General features: G+C 39.8%; 11 protein-coding genes. 7 read left to right on the forward strand and 4 right to left on the reverse strand.

Annotated features, from left to right (window positions below; all coding sequences use genetic code 11):
* Positions 1–201 precede the first annotated feature (201 nt).
* The gene (locus ACL9RF_RS16325; protein WP_422801706.1) at positions 202–1,545 is read left to right on the forward strand and encodes an OmpA family protein; all 1,344 of its coding nucleotides are present in this window, start codon (positions 202–204) and stop codon (positions 1,543–1,545) included.
* 473 nt (positions 1,546–2,018) lie between these two features.
* Here ACL9RF_RS16325 and ACL9RF_RS16330 read toward each other — a convergent pair whose 3' ends face one another.
* On the reverse strand, positions 2,019–3,530 hold the full coding sequence (locus ACL9RF_RS16330; RefSeq protein WP_422801707.1) for an amino acid permease: 1,512 nt from the start codon (positions 3,528–3,530) through the stop codon (positions 2,019–2,021).
* A gap of 623 nt (positions 3,531–4,153) precedes the next feature.
* Here ACL9RF_RS16330 and ACL9RF_RS16335 point away from each other — a divergent pair.
* The 4 genes from ACL9RF_RS16335 to rlmB all read left to right on the forward strand — a co-directional run bounded on the left by ACL9RF_RS16335 (position 4,154) and on the right by rlmB (position 10,079).
* On the forward strand, positions 4,154–5,959 hold the full coding sequence (locus ACL9RF_RS16335) for a DEAD/DEAH box helicase (protein WP_422801708.1): 1,806 nt from the start codon (positions 4,154–4,156) through the stop codon (positions 5,957–5,959).
* A gap of 125 nt (positions 5,960–6,084) precedes the next feature.
* The gene (locus tag ACL9RF_RS16340; protein ID WP_422801709.1) at positions 6,085–7,851 is read left to right on the forward strand and encodes an AMP-dependent synthetase/ligase; all 1,767 of its coding nucleotides are present in this window, start codon (positions 6,085–6,087) and stop codon (positions 7,849–7,851) included.
* A 90-nt stretch (positions 7,852–7,941) separates the two neighbouring features.
* Positions 7,942–9,231: a mechanosensitive ion channel family protein gene (locus ACL9RF_RS16345; RefSeq protein WP_422801710.1), complete on the forward strand. Its 1,290-nt coding sequence runs from the start codon at positions 7,942–7,944 to the stop codon at positions 9,229–9,231.
* 68 nt (positions 9,232–9,299) lie between these two features.
* Positions 9,300–10,079 carry a 23S rRNA (guanosine(2251)-2'-O)-methyltransferase RlmB gene (rlmB, locus tag ACL9RF_RS16350; protein WP_422801711.1) on the forward strand — a complete coding sequence of 260 codons (780 nt, stop codon included), beginning with the start codon at positions 9,300–9,302 and terminating at the stop codon, positions 10,077–10,079.
* 79 nt (positions 10,080–10,158) lie between these two features.
* Here the strand turns inward: rlmB and ACL9RF_RS16355 are convergent, their stop codons facing one another.
* Positions 10,159–11,976 (reverse strand): DNA polymerase III subunit gamma/tau, encoded by a 1,818-nt coding sequence (locus ACL9RF_RS16355; RefSeq protein ID WP_422801712.1) that lies wholly within the window; start codon positions 11,974–11,976, stop codon positions 10,159–10,161.
* A 217-nt stretch (positions 11,977–12,193) separates the two neighbouring features.
* Between ACL9RF_RS16355 and ACL9RF_RS16360 the strand changes: the two genes are divergently transcribed.
* Positions 12,194–13,387 carry a hypothetical protein gene (locus ACL9RF_RS16360; protein ID WP_422801713.1) on the forward strand — a complete coding sequence of 398 codons (1,194 nt, stop codon included), beginning with the start codon at positions 12,194–12,196 and terminating at the stop codon, positions 13,385–13,387.
* 90 nt (positions 13,388–13,477) lie between these two features.
* On the opposite strand, the gene ACL9RF_RS16365 is transcribed toward ACL9RF_RS16360, so the two are convergent.
* Positions 13,478–14,866 carry a hypothetical protein gene (locus ACL9RF_RS16365; protein ID WP_422801714.1) on the reverse strand — a complete coding sequence of 463 codons (1,389 nt, stop codon included), beginning with the start codon at positions 14,864–14,866 and terminating at the stop codon, positions 13,478–13,480.
* A gap of 64 nt (positions 14,867–14,930) precedes the next feature.
* Positions 14,931–17,810, reverse strand: a complete 2,880-nt coding sequence (locus ACL9RF_RS16370; protein ID WP_422801715.1) for a TonB-dependent receptor domain-containing protein — start codon at positions 17,808–17,810, stop codon at positions 14,931–14,933.
* Positions 17,811–18,105: 295 nt separating this feature from the next.
* Between ACL9RF_RS16370 and ACL9RF_RS16375 the strand changes: the two genes are divergently transcribed.
* A complete protein-coding gene (locus ACL9RF_RS16375) occupies positions 18,106–18,732 on the forward strand; it encodes an ABC transporter ATP-binding protein (protein ID WP_422801716.1) in 627 nt (208 codons plus the stop codon).
* The last annotated feature ends 7 nt before the right edge of the window (positions 18,733–18,739 follow it).

Consider the following 18,739-nt stretch of genomic DNA (forward strand, 5'->3'; position numbering starts at 1 on the left):
ACCGATATTCACCAACCTTAAAAGGGGCTAAACTGTAGGAAAACACCTACAAATTAGCCCTTTTTCAATAAAATTTTAACTTTTTTTAAGTTTTTAAGGCCGCACGAAAACTTTTTGGCAAAGGAATTGTCTATTGTGTATTATTAGCATGAAGGATTGAAAGATTTGAAAAATTAATAAATTACAATAAACTAAAATTCTATGAACGTTAAAAATTTACCTAAAATTTCAATGGCACTTGTTGCAGGATTAATTTCTACTACTGCATTTGCACAAGTAAACCGCGAATCAACAATCGAAGGCACTACACCATTGGGTCCGACATTAGAATACCGTACTTGGTCTTTTGGTGTTAACGCTGGTGTTTTAAACCAATCCAACATCTTCGGATTTAATAGAGGTGGATTCGATAAATTAGAGCACAACGTTGGTTACAGTGCCTACATTAAGAAGCAATTGTCACCTTCTTTCGGTTTGAAAGCACAGTACCTAGGTGGTAAAATTGGTGGTAAAAATGAAAACGCAGCAGCAACTGCAGTTTCAGAATTTGAAACCAAAACTCCTTGGTCGGCAGCCTTATCGGGTGAGTGGACCATGGCAAACACCAACTGGCGTTTAGCAAACAGCATTATTAAGCCGTATGTTGCTATTGGTTTGGGAGTTTTAAACTTCGAGACGACTACGACAGTAGCAGGCAATAAAACAACGGCAGATTCTAAATCAAAATTATACGTTCCAGTAGATGCAGGTTTCAAATTTGCCATCGCGAAAGGTGTAAATATTGATTTAGGTTACCAGTTAAACTGGGCTAATCAACGTTTCGACGGTGTTACAGGTGGCCAATATAAAAATGACTTGTTCTCCTATGCACACGCAGGTTTAGAGTTTGCAATCGGATCCAGACAAAAACCTTACTTAGGAAACAGCAACCCAGTGGCTACTTTAGTTAACGATGTAAATGCAAAATACGATCAAATCAAAGCTGAGCGTGATGCGTTAATTGCATCAAACAAAGCCTTACAAAATCAAATGCAAACTTTATCTAACGAGCTTGCGGATGATGATGGCGACGGTGTAGCGAACAAATTCGATAAATGTCCGAACACACCATCAGGAACAAAAGTTGACGGTGCTGGTTGTCCACTGCCAGAAATGAAAAACGAAACGAAAGTTATCGAGAAAATCGTTGTAACGGAAGAAGATAAAAAAGTGGTTGATGAAGCCATCAAAAACTTAGAATTCGACTTAGGAAAATCTACCATCCGTGCAAGATCTCACGCTTCTTTAGATCGCGTAGCAGCATTATTAATCGAGAAAAACTTCAGCTTAAAATTAGCGGGTCACACCGATAATACTGGTTCTATGCAAACAAACTTACGTTTATCAAAAGAACGTGCTGAAGCAGTAAAAGCTTTCTTAGTGAGCAAAGGTGCTAATGCATCTCGCATCGAAGCTACAGGTTACGGTCCAAACCAACCAATCGCTTCAAATGCTACTGCGGCTGGTCGTCAAGAAAACCGTCGTGTAGAATTTACTTTATACTAGTAGAATATTCCCTTACTAGGAAAGCCGCCTCATTGAGAAATGAGGCGGCTTTTTTAGGTACAGAGGCCTTAGGATTACGGTGTAAGGTTTAAGTTTTAAGGTTTAGGATGCTCTTATACCAGGTCCGGTAAACAAAAAGAATATCTACAATAGAATGCTTTAAAAATTAGAGCCTTTTATTATTAATTCAAGAGCAGTCCATTTTAGAGCTTTGAAATAGCCTGCTTAAATAAGGATGGATGGGCGAAAAAGAAAGTTAATGGCACACCTTAAATGCAGGCGTACAACGGCGAAACAAAGAGCCTAAAAGACCGGATTCACTAGTACTATGGCCAGTATCTGGTCTAAACCATTAAACATTATATCCTTTCGCATTCGTTAACTGTAGGTAAGTTAAAGCACAAAAATTAAGGGCCATCTAGGAAGATAGCCCTTAATTTTTGTGCGTATAATGTGTTTAATAGAACAGGTCCTTACTGGTTTAAATTCTCATGTTCTTTTCTGAGTTTGGAGTTTTTCTTACCATACACGAAGTAAACAACAACACCTATTAACATCCAAATTCCTAATCGCTCCCAGCTTTCCAACGGCAATGATGCCATCATTAATACACAAACAATAATGCCTAAAATTGGTATTAAAGGCACAAAAGGTGTCTTAAATGGACGCTCTGCATGTGGGTCGCGTTTACGTAATACCATGATACCGATACATACTAAGGTAAAGGCAAACAAGGTTCCAATACTCACCATATGTCCTAACTCTGCAACGGGTACAAAACCTGCGAAAATACTGACAAAGACCATGAAGATAACATTTGTTTTCCATGGCGTCTGATTTTTACCCAATTCTGAAAATACCTTAGGAAGCAAACCATCTTTACTCATCGAATAAAACACACGGCTCTGGCCTAAAAGCATCACCAAAATAACCGATGTATACCCCGCAATAATTGTTACTATCATCGCTGTATTTAGGAAATGGTAACCTGTACGCTCGAAAGCCGTAGCCACCGGTTTAGCATCACCTTTAAATTCCGTGTAATTTGCTAACCCTGTCATTACATATGAAAACAGTACATACAAAATGGTACATATAATTAAGGAGCCTATAATACCAATAGGCATGCCTTTCTTCGGATTTTTAGCCTCCTGTGCTGCCGTACTAACCGCATCGAAACCTACAAAGGCGAAGAACAATACCCCTGCAGCACGTAACACCCCAGATATACCAAAATGCCCAAAATAGCCATCCTTAAAGAAATCGAAGAACCCGATTTTACCCTCCTTTAATAAAGCTTCACCTTCGTTTACAGGAATAAAAGGCGTATGGTTCGCTGGATTGATAAACTGCCATCCTAATGCTATAAACAAAAGAACAACAAATATTTTCATAATAACCAGGATATTGTTTACAAAAGAAGACTCTTGCGTTCCACGGATTAACAATAGCGATAATAAACAAACAATAACGATAGCAGGAAGGTTTACAATACCACCACTAAAGGTTGTACCGTCCGACAAATGGTGCTCCACCCATGGGGAATATAGCAACTCATTGGGCAGACTTGTACCAAAAATTTTGAGCAATTCATTAAAATATTGCGACCAACTTGCCCCCACTGTTGCAGCAGCAAGCGCATACTCTAAAACCAAATCCCAGCCAATGATCCAGGCCATAAACTCGCCCATGGTTGCATATGAATAGGTATATGCGGAACCTGCTACCGGAATCATGGAAGCAAACTCTGCATAACAAAGACCCGCAAATGCACAACCAACGGCTGCAATAATAAACGACAACATCACGGCAGGACCCGCATTTTCGGCAGCAGCGATTCCTGTTAGCGAAAATAAACCAGCACCAATGATAGCACCTATCCCCAAGGCTATTAATCCAGTACTGGATAAGGTTCGTTTTAATGTACCTGCACCGCTTTGCTCGGCTTCAGCGACTAATTTCGCTATAGATTTTTTATACCACATAATTTAGATTCTATTTTTCTTTACCCAAACCTAAAAAAAATATGAACATAATCAACATAATAGGTTATTTTTTTAAGGCAATAAGCCTTCTTTTTGTAGCTGAAATTCAAATTTTAGGGATAAGCGTACCCTGAACGGCACGGCAGGATTGCCGCTAATGTATACCTAAAAACTAGGATTAATAAATTCTAAAACAATAAAGCCATGCTAAAAGGCTCTAATTCCCGATACCACAGCTGTGTATTTAAGTTGTGGAAAACAAAATATATGGCATTTTTCCACAACGCTGCGGCTTTTATTTTTTGTAACATTAACGCATGTCCTTAAAAATTAATGCCCCTAAATGGTGCCGCATATGCATTAAATACGGAGGGCCATAGAAGGTTTACCACCAATTCTTCACCCGCTGTTATCGGGTAATATGCGCAAAATTATTCCTTCTAAAAATATCCGGTATTCGCATTAAAAGTCAAGAAAAAGAAGTTATTAACACGATTTAGTAGAATAATCGCTACCGATTCTCATAATTATGTAATTATACCTTAGCCAAATTATAATAATACAAAAAAATAATATACCTTTGCACCGCCTTAGGCAATATAGCCTATTGTATAATTTATTTCATGAACCCATTTTTAGAACTGGGAATCCGTCATGAGGTTGTTAATGCCATCTCAGAGTTAGGTTTCGAAAAACCTTCTCCTATTCAGGAAAAAGCCATTCCTGTGTTATTGACTGGTAACGACGATTTTGTCGGATTAGCCCAAACCGGTACAGGGAAGACAGCGGCATTTGGTCTTCCATTATTAGAACAACTTGACTTTACACAAAAGCACCCACAAGCTCTAATATTATGCCCAACACGTGAACTTTGTTTACAAATTGCGAAAGACTTAGAAAAATTTGCTAAATACATCGACGATGTACATGTAGTTGCCGTTTATGGCGGTGCAAATATTTCTGATCAATTACGTCAGATCCGTCGTGGAGTACAAATCGTTGTCGCTACGCCAGGCCGTATGTTAGATATTATCAACCGTAATGCGATTGATTTCTCTAGCGTAAAATACGTGGTGTTAGATGAAGCCGACGAAATGTTGAACATGGGATTCCAGGAAGATATCAACAATATCTTATCGGAAACTCCAGATGATAAAAAAACTTGGTTGTTCTCGGCAACAATGCCTAAAGAAGTACGTCGTATAGCGCAAAACTATATGACCAATCCATTTGAACTTACTGTAGGTACAAAAAATACAGGTAATGCTAATATTGAGCACCAGTATTACCTCATTAGAGCGAAGGATAAATACGCGGCGTTTAAGCGCATAGTGGATTTCTATCCTGATATTTTTGGTATTGTTTTCTGCCGTACAAAAATTGAAACACAAGAAATTGCAGAGGCATTAATTCGGGACGGCTACAATGCAGATTCTTTGCATGGTGACCTTTCGCAGCAACAACGTGATAAGGTAATGAAACGTTACCGTGAGCGTAACTTGCAGCTGTTAATTGCTACCGATGTCGCTGCACGTGGTATCGACGTGAATGATGTTACGCACGTGATCAACTTCTCTCTTCCAGATGAAGTTGAAAACTATACCCACCGTTCTGGCCGTACTGCTCGTGCTGGTAAAACGGGGATATCCATCTCGTTGATTAATATCAAAGAGATGAGCAAAATTCGTCATATCGAAAAAATTATCGGTAAACCTTTCGAGAAAAAACAAGTTCCACAGGGAACGGAAGTTTGTGAGAAACAGTTGTTTTCTATCGTCGACAAGCTACATAATGTAGAAGTAAACGAGGAGCAAATTACGCCTTTCTTACCTGCAATTAACAGCTCTCTAGAAGATTTATCGAAAGAAGAAATCATCAAACGTTTTGCTTCATTAGAATTTAACCGTTTCTTAGATTATTATAAGAATGCTCCGGATTTAAATATCGAAGCGCGTGATATCCGTGGTGGTGAACGTGGTGAGCGTGGCGATAGAAGAGGCGACCGCGCAAGCTCTAATGGTTATACTCGTTTATTTATCAACCTGGGCTCGGTAGACGAATTCAACAGAGGTGAAATGTTGGGTTATATCTGTAATACCGCTAAGGTATCGGGTAAATCTATCGGTAAAATTGACTTAAAGGGTGTATTTACGTTCTTTGAAGTTCAAGATGCTGAGGTAGAGAAGGTATTCGAAGGATTTAAATCTATAGATTTCAACGGCCGTCAGGTGCGTATTGAAGTTTCTGGCGAGGGTCGTTCTGACCGTGGCGGCAGAAGCGGAGGTGGTTTCCGTGGTGGTGATCGCAATGGCAGAAGCCGTAGCGGTTCTGGCGAAAGAAGAGGTGCTGGAGACAGAGGTCGCAGTAACAGCGGCGGTGGTTTCCGTGATTTCTCTGGAAAACGCCGGGAGTCTAAAAACAGGTATTAATCTGCAAGATATTCCGTAAATTTGTCAGAAGGTGTCCTCCAAAGGACACCTTCTGCTGCTTATGGCTATAGCTAGCGAAAGTATGTTATAGTATAGGAGATTCTTTTATAATTTTTAGGGTAGAAATGAATAATAAGCCGACACGTGTATTTGACCTTGCACCGCATCAACTAGCGCATTTTCCGACATTACCCATGTTTGGGAATAAAATTGGCGGACAATGGCAGCTTACTTCTAGTAAAGATTTTATAGATCAGATAGATATTATCTCCCGGGGGTTAATTGCATTAGGTGTAAAACCATATGATAAAGTTGGTCTGGTATCTGAAAATAGAGTGGAATGGAATATGTTGGATTTCGCTATTCAGCAAGTCGGTGCAGTGGTTGTTGCCATATACCCTAATATTTCCGATAGCGATTACAAGTATATTTTTAACCATGCGGAGATAAAAATAGCCGTGGTTTCTTCGCAGCAGTTGTACGAACGTATTACGAACCTTCGACCTGCTATCCCCCAACTGGAAACCGTTTTTATGTTGGATAATCATGCAACATACCCAAACTGGAAACAGATCCATAGCCAGGCTGCAGCTATTGCACAAGACCTTTTGATCCATCTACGATCTACCATATTACCCGAAGATCTGGCTACGCTAATTTATACATCCGGCACGACAGGAAACCCAAAAGGGGTCATGCTTACGCATAAGAACCTGCTGGCCGATGTCATGAGTAGTACGTATTCATTTCCAGTACAAGCTTACCAGCGCGCACTCTCTTTTTTGCCGGCCTGCCATGCCTACGAGCGTGTTTTCCATTATGTGTATATGTATATGGGTTTAACCATTTATTTTGCGCAATCTATGGATACGATAGGATTGGATATGAAAGAAGTAAAGCCTCATATCTTCTCCGCGGTACCGCGTGTCTTAGAGAAGGTTTATGATAAAATTATAAATACTGGAAAAGACCTTACGGGCATAAAACGCAGGCTTTTCTTTTGGGCCATTGCCTTAGGCGAGCGGTATTCCTTGGAAAATCGGTCTCAAGCATACAATATGCAGCTATACCTAGCGCGAAAACTTATTTTCTCCAAATGGCATGCTGCTCTTGGTGGCGAGGTGGTAGGCATAGCATCGGGTAGCGCCGCCTTACAGGAAAGGCTGTTGCGGGTTTATCTTGCTGCTGGTATCCCCATTTTTGAAGGTTATGGGCTTACAGAAGCGAGCCCATGTTTATCGGTGAACGACCTAAAGCGAGGAATAACCCTGGGAACCGTCGGTGTGCCGTTGCTAAATATCACGATAAAACTTGCTGATGATGGGGAAATATTAGCGAAAGGTGATAATATTATGAAGGGATATTATAAAAACCCGGAGGCTACAGCGGAGGTCATCAAAGACGGTTGGCTGCATACCGGAGATATTGGAGAATGGGTTAATGGGAAGTTCCTGAAAATTATAGACCGTAAAAAAGAAATGTTTAAAACATCGGGAGGAAAGTATGTAGTTCCACAGGCCATAGAATCCAAAATGGTGGAATCTCCTTTTATCGAGCAGTTTATGGTCATCGGCGAGGGGCAAAAATTCCCGGCAGCACTTGTGGTACCCTCCTACTCCAATCTCTTTGAATGGGCAAAAATAAACGATATTGAACTTTCAAAACGCTCGCGCGAAGCCTTTATGCGAAGTGCTAAGGTCCATGAGATGATAAAAAGCGAAATTCTACATATCAACAGCAAATTTGGCCAATGGGAACAAATTAAAAAGTTCGCCATTATTCCCAATGAATTTACCATCGAAGGGGGCGAACTTACGCCAACCTTAAAAATGAAACGCAAGAAGATTATTGAGAAATATTTCAAGAACTATAACGAGATTTATAACGCTTAAAAAATCTTTTTTTAGCCAATATTTCAGGTTGTTTAACCTAAAAAAGCAGGATTTCTTGGAGAAAAGCCTGCTTTTTGTTATATTAGTGAGATGAATTTATCCAATACATCACAAGCCGTTCTCGAAAAACTTACCAATACTTCTAATCATAAACTTTATAATACCACTTTAAAGTGGCTCCGTCAACTTAATCTTTCCGACGAGTACCTGCATGTTGTAAATGCCATTATTTGGTTGTTTGCGCTTCTCCTGGTTTTATTTCTGGTAGACTGGTTTACTAACCGAGTGCTCATAAAAGGTGCCCATAAATTAATACGGGTATCGAAGACAAATTTGGACGATTTTATTATTGCGAACAGAACCTTAACCTATGTGGGTCGCTATATTCCCTTATCAATCACCAAATTTCTGATTCCTATTGTATTTATGGGTTTCCCACAGCTCACGAAGGTCTTAATAACCGGTGTCGATATTTTGATGCTGATTACCTTAATTATGATTATCAAATCATTGTTAAGAACAACACGCGATATTTTACGTACCAAACCTGGATTTGCAGACAAACCCTTAAACTCGTACTTGCAGGTGCTGGAGATCTTTTTATTGTTAATAGGTGGAACAGTGGTATTTTCCATATTAACCGGAAATTCACCCTGGGCGTTTTTAGCCTCCTTGGGTGCCGCCTCTGCCATTTTAATGTTGGTGTTTAAAGATACTATCCTTGGATTTGTAGCCAGTGTTCAGGTGTCTACAAATGATTCTATACGGGTTGGCGACTGGATAGAAATGACCAAATATGACGCCGATGGAACGGTAATAGAGATTAACCTCAACAATATTAAAATTCAGAATTTTGATAAAACCATTACCACCATCCCCACCCACCAGCTGCTGTCGGATTCATTTAAAAATTGGCGCGGTATGCAGGCCTCAGGTGGCCGTAGAATAAAACGTGCTATAAATATACGCATGTCGTCTATTCACTTCCTGACCGAAGAGGAGATTAGTACACTTAGTCAGATACAGTTATTAAAGGAATACATCGAAACACGTAAAGAAGAAATTGCTGCGCACAACGAAAATACCAAGGCGGATCAGAATATGCCTGTAAACGGCAGAAAAATGACCAATATTGGTTTATTCAGGGCGTATGTCACAGCCTACATAAATCAAAACCCTAATATCCATAAAGAAATGACCTTAATGGTACGCCAGTTGGCTCCAACAGAAAAAGGGCTTCCTTTGGAATTGTATATGTTTACCAACGATACCAACTGGGTAAAATATGAAAGTATTATGGCTGATATTTTTGATCATCTTTTTGCGACCACGAAATTCTTTAACCTCGAAATATTTGAATACCAAAACTATTCTAATTAAGCGATTACCAAATTATCTTTCCTATCTTTGGGGCATTATTTTTAAAATTATAGTAAGTATATCATATTATGCAACAAAACAACTTCCAACGTAGGGACAGAGGAGAAAAGAGAGAAACAAATCAGATGGTTTTCGGTATACGTGCCGTTATTGAAGCTATTGATGCCGGAAAAGAGATTGAGTCTCTATTTATACAACGTGGAATCAGCGGAAGTTTGTTATTAGAGTTAAAAAATTTAATCAAAGAACATAATATCGCTTCACAGCAGGTTCCTATTGAAAAGCTTAACCGCATTACACGCAAAAACCACCAGGGTGTGATCGCAGTAATCTCGCCAATTACATACGAACGTGTTGAAGATATCCTGCCAACCATTTATGAGAAAGGTGAAACGCCACTTTTACTAATGTTGGATGGTGTTACTGACGTACGTAATATGGGGGCTATTGCACGTACTGCCGAATGTGCAGGTGTACATGCTATTATTGTTCCCAAGCGCGGATCGGCAGAGATCAATCCAGATGCTATTAAAACATCTGCCGGTGCCTTGTACAAAATTCCAGTATGCCGCGAAGATAATTTAGGTAAAGTAGGTCGTTTTCTTATCGACTCAGGGGTGCAGTTGGTTGTAAGTACAGAAAAAACAAAAGACTCGGTTTATGAGGTCGATTATACGGTACCTACCTGTATAATTATGGGGGCCGAAGATGTTGGCGTATCCGATGATTTAATCCGTATTTCAGATAAGCTAGCAAAAATTCCTATGTTTGGTGAAATCGGATCTTTAAATGTTTCCGTTTCTGCTGGAGTCGTGATCTACGAAGCCATCCGTCAAAGGAATAAATAACCCTATTGAATACGTCCATACCTAAAAAAGGATGCAAATATTTGCATCCTTTTTTAGGTATGGACGAAAAGGCTTTATATTAAGATAGCCCTAAATTAAATGTTTTTCGTAAGGTCTCTAGCGCAGGGTTCTTGGCCGCCATAACTTGGTACTTCTCCTGTGCGGTATACGGCCTACGGCTTACCGTTTGTTCAATTTGTTTGGTTTGTATATCCAAAGAGAAATTCTGTAAGGCTACACGGAGGTAGTTTAATAAATCTATTTTCCCCTCTTTAAGCTGGTCACTCTGCACCATATTCTCCACATCAATTTCAATGGTTGTTCCGTTTAAACGCGGTGCATTGGCCGTCATAATGGTATAAATGGTAATTCGGTTTTCAGCCTTCATTTTTTCGGCTAAGGTATTCCATTTTTCCATGAAATTGGCGAATGTAACCTCATTAAAAACGTTCCCTTGCACCAGGTCGTTCTCCGCTTCAGCAACCTTCTCCTTCTCCTGGAATACCGTCTCTAGGCTTGGTAAGGCTACCGAAGTTTTCACACTCCCCCATCCTTTTCCGGAGGTAAAGCTTTTTTTCGCTGCTGTTGGCTTATTAGGGCTTGCGGATGCCGCAACGGGTGGATGTGGTACCGGGGTACCGCTTGAGCTGGGTACGGCAGCTGAACTTACTGTCTTTACCCCAACAGTTTCATTTACAGCAACTGCCGTTGCGGCTGTAATTGAAGCCGGTATTACAGAATCAGGGCGTTTTTTTTTTACATCAACTGCAGCAGTTGGTATCCCATTTACACCCAATTGTATGGCGGTAGATAAATGGCACATCTTCAATAAAGCCAGTTCGACCTGCAATCGTTGATTTTTACTGGTTTTATAACCAATTTCACATTGGTTTGCAATATTCAACGCTGAAAGCAGTAATCCTGTGCTTAATTGCGCCGATTGCTCATGGTATCTTTTCTTAATATTGTCACTTACCTCCAGCAATTTTAAGGTTTTAGGTTCCTTCGTCACCAAGAGATTTCGTAAGTGGTTGGATAAACCTGCAATAAAATGCCCCCCATCAAACCCGCGGTTTAACACCTGGTCTAATATCAGCAAAGCTTCGGCCGCATCTTCTGCCGCTATGGCCGTCAATAACTGAAAGTAATAATCGTAATCTAGAATATTAAGGTTATCGATTACAGCTTGGTAGCTTACCTGCCGATTGGAGAAGCTCGTAATCTGATCAAACATGGATAAGGCATCACGCAGTCCGCCATCGGCTTTTTGTGCAATAACATGTAAACCATCGACCTCAAAACTTATACCTTCTTTTTCGGCTATACCTGCCAAATGCGTAGACATATCTGCCACCCGGATACGGTTGAAATCAAAAATCTGACAACGCGATAGTATCGTAGGTAAAATCTTATGTTTCTCTGTCGTAGCTAGAATAAATATAGCGTAGGAAGGCGGTTCTTCCAAGGTCTTTAAAAATGCATTAAAGGCCGCCTGCGACAGCATATGCACCTCGTCAATAATATAAATCTTATACCTACCCGTTTGTGGTGGAATACGGACCTGCTCGATAAGGCTGCGGATATCATCCACCGAATTATTCGAAGCCGCATCCAGCTCATGGATACTAAAAGACGTACCCGCCTGAAACGACACACAGCTATCACAAACACCACAGGCCTCACTTTGGGCTGTAATATTTTCGCAGTTAATGGTCTTCGCCAAAATACGTGCACAGGTGGTTTTTCCTACACCTCGAGGACCACAAAACAGAAAGGCTTGCGCTAATTGCTGATTATGAATGGCATTCTTAAGTGTACTGGTAATATGCTGCTGACCAACGACAGAATCGAAGGTTACAGGGCGATATTTACGTGCGGAGACAATGAAATTATCCATTACTACAAAGATACTGTTTTTGCTTATCTACCCCAAAAAGAAAATAGCAGCCCGCAGGTGTGGAACTTGAAATAAATAGCGCTATAAATATCCCTTGCCTACCGGACCTATGCCTAATTTCTACACATGCGGATTAAAACTTACAAAAAATCAACATTTTAGCTGTTAAAATGGTATTATATTTATGTAAATTTAACGTTAGTTTTTTTGTTAACACATGCGTAGCGTAAAGCATATATGGTTTTTAATCTGCAGCCTATTTATAGGCTGTCATACCCTGTTGTTGGCACAAACGGTAACGAAAATTGATTTCTTTAAAACACCTTTTGTATTCGAGACCCCAGCAGACCTTTCCTTGTTACCGGATACCTTATCGAACGCGGAGGGCTTACGTAAAATCTACGATCAACTTAACACACAGCATCAGCAGCAACTGGTCCAAAATTTATTGGCCTATAAAGAATCGGAAAATCTGAACGACTGGTTGTATTACCAATTGGTGCGCAGAGTGGCCGAAGTTATCAGTCCGAAGCATAAGAATTACAAACACTATACCCTATACAAGTGGTATTATATGAATAAATCGGGCTATGATGCACGGTTGGCTGTAGGCAAAGATCAACTCATTTTTTACATCAAAAATGAGGAAGATATTTCGGATATCCCCTTTTTTACGATGGATGGAAAGCAGTACACCTGTTTAAACTACCACGATTATGGCAAACTGTTTAGTAACGCGACAGCCTATACGCCATTGCCGGTTTATTTCGACGATGCACAGCAGGCATTTAGTTATAAAATAACGCATATGCCTGAATTCAAAAGCGAGACTTACATGGATAAAAAAATAGATTTCAGGTATCATAATAAAGTCTACAACTTTACGATACGTGTAAACGATCAGATTACAAATATTTTTGCCAATTATCCGGGGGTAGATTTCGAAACTTATTTTAATATTCCGCTTACGCGAGAGACTTATCATTCCCTAATTCCTGTGCTGAAGGATAACGTGAAAAACCTATCTACACAAAATGGGGTAGATTACCTTATGCGTTTTACACGCTATGCCTTTCTTTATGAAGATGATGATGCAAATTTCGGGAAGGAAAAACGACTCGCACCAGAGCAGACCTTAATGCAGGCGTATAGCGATTGTGACGATAGAGCTGCTTTATTTTTTTATTTGGTAAAAGAGATTTATAACCTTCCTATGGTTGCTATTCTATTCCCGACGCATATTACCATGGGCGTAGCCCTGGATAAACCCATAGGCACAGCAATTACCTATAACGGTAGGTTCTATAGCATATGCGAACCCACCCCACAGGCACAAAATTTGCCTATTGGCGAGCTTGCTGACAAGTATAAAAATGAAAACTATCAGATTGTTTATCAGTACTCCCCCTAAATAGCTAGTATACTTACCTATAAAAGAACATAAAAAAGGTACCCACCATTGGCGGGTACCTTCCATTTTACTACGGTATAATAAATGTTTCTACTTGCTGTAATCCGTATTTTTAGGATCCCAGTTTGCCCAACCTTTAGTCCAGTCGTTTGTACCCATAGCACCGGCAAATGTTTCTTTCACAAAACCTGTAGATAAGTCGTCACCCTCCCACTTCGCTTTACCAACAGCAGGAGAAGTAGAGGATAACAATAAGTTAGGCGTTGCTAAAGAAGTATTTATTAATCCAGCAGCGGCCAATGTGGCGACAACGCTATTGTTATATGTATTTACAAATGCGGTTAATTCGCCAACATTTTTAAATACAGCACTATTATCCATACCTACTAAACCATAATTCGCTCCGTTTCCGAATACGATATTATTAGCAAATGTAGAGCGTCCGGCCTGAAGTTCTGCCGCAGGGAAGTTCGAGTTAAACTCTACAGCATTACCTTTAGCGTTTACAATAACCGAGTTAGCAAGAACCATACGGCTGTTTAAGCCAAAGTGGATACCCGCACCATGAAATTGGTTGCCTTCGGCACCAGGGCCAATAAAGGTAAAGTTCGCCAATACAGGACGTGAATATTTACCGTTTGCTACTGCACCTTTATTTTCTAATTCAATAGCTCTGGAAGTACCTTGTGCATCCGAAATATTAGGATCTTTAATCGAAATACCATATTGGATTCGACCATTGTACCCCTGATCGAAGTCAAAATCATCATCGATAGAGCGATAAACAATAAGGTGTGAAGCATTTACCGTACCACCGAAAAACTCAAAACCATCATCACCACCATAAGAAACCTGAATATGATCTAATTTTGTTCCACTACCCACCGCACATAAAGTTAAACCATTGATTTCTTTATCTTTCTCAATGGCAATACCTGCAAACTCGATACGCACATAAGACATCTCCCCAGAGTTATCATTTAATACGGGCGAGTTACCACCACCATAGTTAGCAATATCGGCACCTAAAGCACCACCCTCATACTGTGCAATACCATTGGCCGTATTCACCAACGATTTACCACAGATAATAATGCCAGACCAGTCACCAATATTACGGTTACCTACTTTTTGATCTGAGGTAAACACAATAGGGTTCGTTGCCGTACCTTTAGCATTGATCTTACCACCACGCTCCACAATTAATGCTGCCTTCGAGGTTTTCTCGCCTTTAATAATTGTTCCGGCAGGAATATTTATTACTCCGCCATCCATAACCTGAACATAGCCTTTTAAAACGTAAATTTTACTGGCATCTAAGTTGAGGGTGGAAGTAATCTTACCCGAAATAACAACCTCATCTTTTGGTTTTGGTGCAACGATAGGATCATCGTTTTTGCTGTCGCACGATGTGAAAGCCAGGCCCATACTAGCTACGAAAAATGTCAGTGCGAAAAATCTTGCTCTTTTTAAGTTCATTTCTTAGTTTTTAATAATTAAATTATATAGTTAATATGCTTTCTAAACCATTTGCGGTAAACGATTAAAACCTATAACCCAACGATACAGAGAAGTTTCTGCCAAAACGTACCGAGTTGATCAGATGATCGTCTTTATCGTATTTCTTGTTGTCGTTAATATCCTGATAGAACAGCCTTTTACTATCCAGTATATTGCTTGCTGAAACTTTAACCTCTAGTTTTTTACGCAAGAATCTTTTTGAAACCTGCGCATCAAACAAATCACGTGGGGCTTCATATATATTGGGGTACTCCGCAAAATAATCGGTATAACTATTGTCGGTATAGCCCCCGAAGCCTACGATATCGATACGACGCCCAATACGGTTGTACATCAGGTTAAAATCCAAATCCCAGGGGCTGCTATACTGAAGACCCGCATTTATTAAATAGGGTGACTGCCCTTGCAATGGTCTTTTTATTTCGTTAACACTCTTCACCTTATCGTCAGCTTTGCTAAGGTCCACCTCCGATTTAATAACGGCAACATTGGCGTTAAAGATCAAATTTTTCAGTGTTCTGGAATCCGGATTTATAAAGCCAAAATCCTGTCTTAGCTCCAACTCGGCACCATAAATTGATGCCTGTGGAGCATTGATATAACTAATGGTTTTACTAACACCTGTAGATCCCGCCTGTATAGCCTTTTCTATGGCATTATCGAGCTTTTTATAAAAAGCAGATACGGTAAACAACATCCCTGCAGATGGATATATCTCATAGCGCAAATCAAAATTTGAAATTTGCGTACGTTTCAAATCAGGGTTTCCGATATCCATAGTCTCCGTTATAAAATTGAAGAAAGAAAAAGGTGCTAATTCCCTAAACTGAGCACGTGCTACGGTACGCGAAAAACTAGCTCTTACATTCGTCTTTGCTGTCAATTCATAGGTAAGGTTTAGAGAGGGCAAAAAATCGACATAATTGTTATCCACTGCATAAGAGCCCGCTGTTAACTTTTCCAGATAATTTTCAACACGAGCACCAACCGTAGCTTTAAACTGATCCGTTACTTTGCCTGTTAACATAACATAACCCGCATTTAAATCGCCCGACCCCTTATACTTATTGGTTGGATTGGTGATATCCTCAATGTATAAGGTATTTCTAGCAATATTGCTGGGATCAAAAAGCTCCTCCTGGCTTAATCGACGAATGCGATTAGATTCGTTAACATCATCCGAGCGTAAGGCATAGCCCAGAACACGCGCATCTACATTACGCTCTTTATATTGTTTGGTGACACCAATTTTTAAGGTTTGATCTTGATTTAGTAAACGTACAGGAACAGCATAGTTTACACCTGCAGCATAGATATTCTCTTTTAAGTCGCTGTAAAAACGACCTGCAGAAGAAGAGGTCGGCGATTGAGTAACATTTGCCTCAAATGGAATAGAAGGGTCGCTCATATCTTCCAAACGCTTTGAATAGGTTAAACGCCTTAAATCTGGCTGATCATTTGTAAATCTACTGAACGATAGATTCCAATTTAATTTAGAATTCCATAACTTCTCAAAAGCATGGTCGCCCTCCAATACCGAGTTGAACATCCGTTTTTGATTTATCTCTTGCTGCGAGGATTTACGGTAATATTGTAAATCGAACTCCCCTTCGCGGCGTATGTAGGAGTCTTCATAGATTTGATTAAAAATATTTTTCCAGGACAGTTTAAAGTTCTGTTTAATATAGGTCACATTTGCCAGTGCCCCTACATTGGAAGCAAAAGTAAAATAGTCGTCCTTATACGTAAAATACTGAGGACCTGGCCCTGTAACACGATCGATGGAGTTAAAATCATTACGCAGCTGGTTTTGTATAGTCTCCGAGTTTCTATAATTTAAAGAGGCAATAAAGCCAAGCTTAGCCGTATTTTTTAGGGTATAAGAGTTCCCATATACGATATTAAAATTCTGCGATGGCATGGCCTTTCCAAGTCTGGAAACACCCCAAGTATTGGCAAACTGCTTTGTAACAGCAACCTTATCGGCTACATCATAATCGGAATATACCGCAGCAGATGACGGAAAACTATTGGGCAATTTATTCGCTGGATTTACAAAACCAAAGTAACTCTGTCCAACGCGTTTGCTCCCGTAAAAATCTTTAAATGTAGATATCGAATTGTAGCCAGCACCGATACTTACTTCAAAGGTTTTTTGGTCTGGAAAATCTTTCGTCTTCACCTGGATAGCGCCCCCACTAAAATCGCCCGGTAAATCCGCTGTTGCAGTTTTACTGACCACAATATTATCGATAAGACTAGCAGGAATAATATCAAATGAAAACGACTTTCTGTCTGGCTCGGTACTTGGCAACGGACTATTGTTTATTAATGCGGTATTGTAGCGATCACTCAGTCCGCGAACGATAATAAACCTATCGTCTTGCACGCTGGCACCAGAAATTCTTTTCAGCACCTCACCTGTATTTCTATCCGGCGATTTTTTAATTATTTCTGCCGATATACCATCAGAGATAGCTATAGAATTTTTCTGCTGCGCATACAACGCATGAATAGACTCCTTTTTATAAGAGCCCCGTATAACAACTTCATCAAGCTGTTCCCCATCAGCTTTAGAAAGTACAACATTTAGTGTAGTAACCTTGCCCGATACGACCTCCACTTCTGCAATTTGTTTCTTTGCAAAACCTAAATAACTAAATTCAAGGGTATAGCTGCCAGATGCTAAACCTGTAAAGGTGTAATTGCCACTCACGTTAGTGCTTAATTTTTTGGCATTTTCAATGATGCGGATCGATACCCCCACCAAAGGTTCTGTATTCTCTTCATTCTTTACAGATCCGACAATAATGCCACTCCCCTGCTGTGCATAAACTGCTAGATTTAGTATTATTCCGAATAATAATAAACTTGCCGATTTAATGGTTAGATTAATTTTCAAAGTTTTTTAATTTTATTTTAACACAAAAGTATAGGTGGTATATTAACAATAGATTAGAACGCTATTACCATTTTGTAACCTATATGTTAATTCTATATGAACACCGCTGAAACATGGCCAAAAATGTAGCTATACGCTCCTGTACACTGTTCTTTTGTGCTGTTTGTATTAAAATAGATTTAAGTGTAAAGGCACTAGAATTAGAATTTATTAATATGGATTAGATTTTTATTTCATCGTTATTTCCTTAATTTTAGGGTTTATTTCGAACCACACATCTGTAAAAGGTAATTGAATGATACATTCACAAAATCTTATTTTCAGCTATCCGCAGTCTGCACCCCTACATTTCCCGGATATTTCCATTGAAAAAGGGCAGCATACCCTATTATTGGGCGACTCAGGAACAGGGAAAACAAGTCTTCTGCACCTGTTAAGCGGTCTTTCTAAACCCAATAGCGGAAAAGTTTTTATTGATAAGGAAGACATCTATACGCTCAAAGAAAGTAAACTGGACGCTTTCCGTGCTCAGCATATCGGTTTTATTTTTCAGGAGGCGCATTTATTAAAAAGCCTTACCGTTTTAGAAAATATACAGTTAGCGCAAAGATTAGCACATAAAAAAGAAAATAAAGAGCAGGTTCTGGAGCTCCTTACAAAATTACAGCTTGCAGATAAAGGCAAAAGCTACCCACAGCAGCTAAGTCGTGGGCAGTTACAGCGCGCCGCCATTGCACGCGCCTTAATAAACGGCCCCAAAGTCCTTATTGCCGACGAACCTACGGCCTCGTTAGACGATACCAATACGGCACATGTATTGGATCTCCTACTGGATACCGCATCGGCTTATCAGGCTACGCTGTTAATAGCAACGCACGATAAACGAATAAAAGATAGTTTCGAAAACACGTATCAGCTCTAATCTCTTA

It is taken from the genome of Sphingobacterium sp. Mn56C (assembly GCF_049319645.1).
Classification (GTDB): domain Bacteria; phylum Bacteroidota; class Bacteroidia; order Sphingobacteriales; family Sphingobacteriaceae; genus Sphingobacterium.

What these genes read in the sequence shown, in the direction of transcription:
- ACL9RF_RS16325 (WP_422801706.1), top strand. Translation starts at nt 202, where the DNA reads ATGAACGTTAAAAATTTACCTAAAATTTCAATGGCACTTGTTGCAGGA.
- ACL9RF_RS16330 (WP_422801707.1), bottom strand. Translation starts at nt 3,530, where the DNA reads ATGTGGTATAAAAAATCTATAGCGAAATTAGTCGCTGAAGCCGAGCAA.
- ACL9RF_RS16335 (WP_422801708.1), top strand. Translation starts at nt 4,154, where the DNA reads ATGAACCCATTTTTAGAACTGGGAATCCGTCATGAGGTTGTTAATGCC.
- ACL9RF_RS16340 (WP_422801709.1), top strand. Translation starts at nt 6,085, where the DNA reads ATGAATAATAAGCCGACACGTGTATTTGACCTTGCACCGCATCAACTA.
- ACL9RF_RS16345 (WP_422801710.1), top strand. Translation starts at nt 7,942, where the DNA reads ATGAATTTATCCAATACATCACAAGCCGTTCTCGAAAAACTTACCAAT.
- rlmB (WP_422801711.1), top strand. Translation starts at nt 9,300, where the DNA reads ATGCAACAAAACAACTTCCAACGTAGGGACAGAGGAGAAAAGAGAGAA.
- ACL9RF_RS16355 (WP_422801712.1), bottom strand. Translation starts at nt 11,976, where the DNA reads ATGGATAATTTCATTGTCTCCGCACGTAAATATCGCCCTGTAACCTTC.
- ACL9RF_RS16360 (WP_422801713.1), top strand. Translation starts at nt 12,194, where the DNA reads ATGCGTAGCGTAAAGCATATATGGTTTTTAATCTGCAGCCTATTTATA.
- ACL9RF_RS16365 (WP_422801714.1), bottom strand. Translation starts at nt 14,866, where the DNA reads ATGAACTTAAAAAGAGCAAGATTTTTCGCACTGACATTTTTCGTAGCT.
- ACL9RF_RS16375 (WP_422801716.1), top strand. Translation starts at nt 18,106, where the DNA reads ATGATACATTCACAAAATCTTATTTTCAGCTATCCGCAGTCTGCACCC.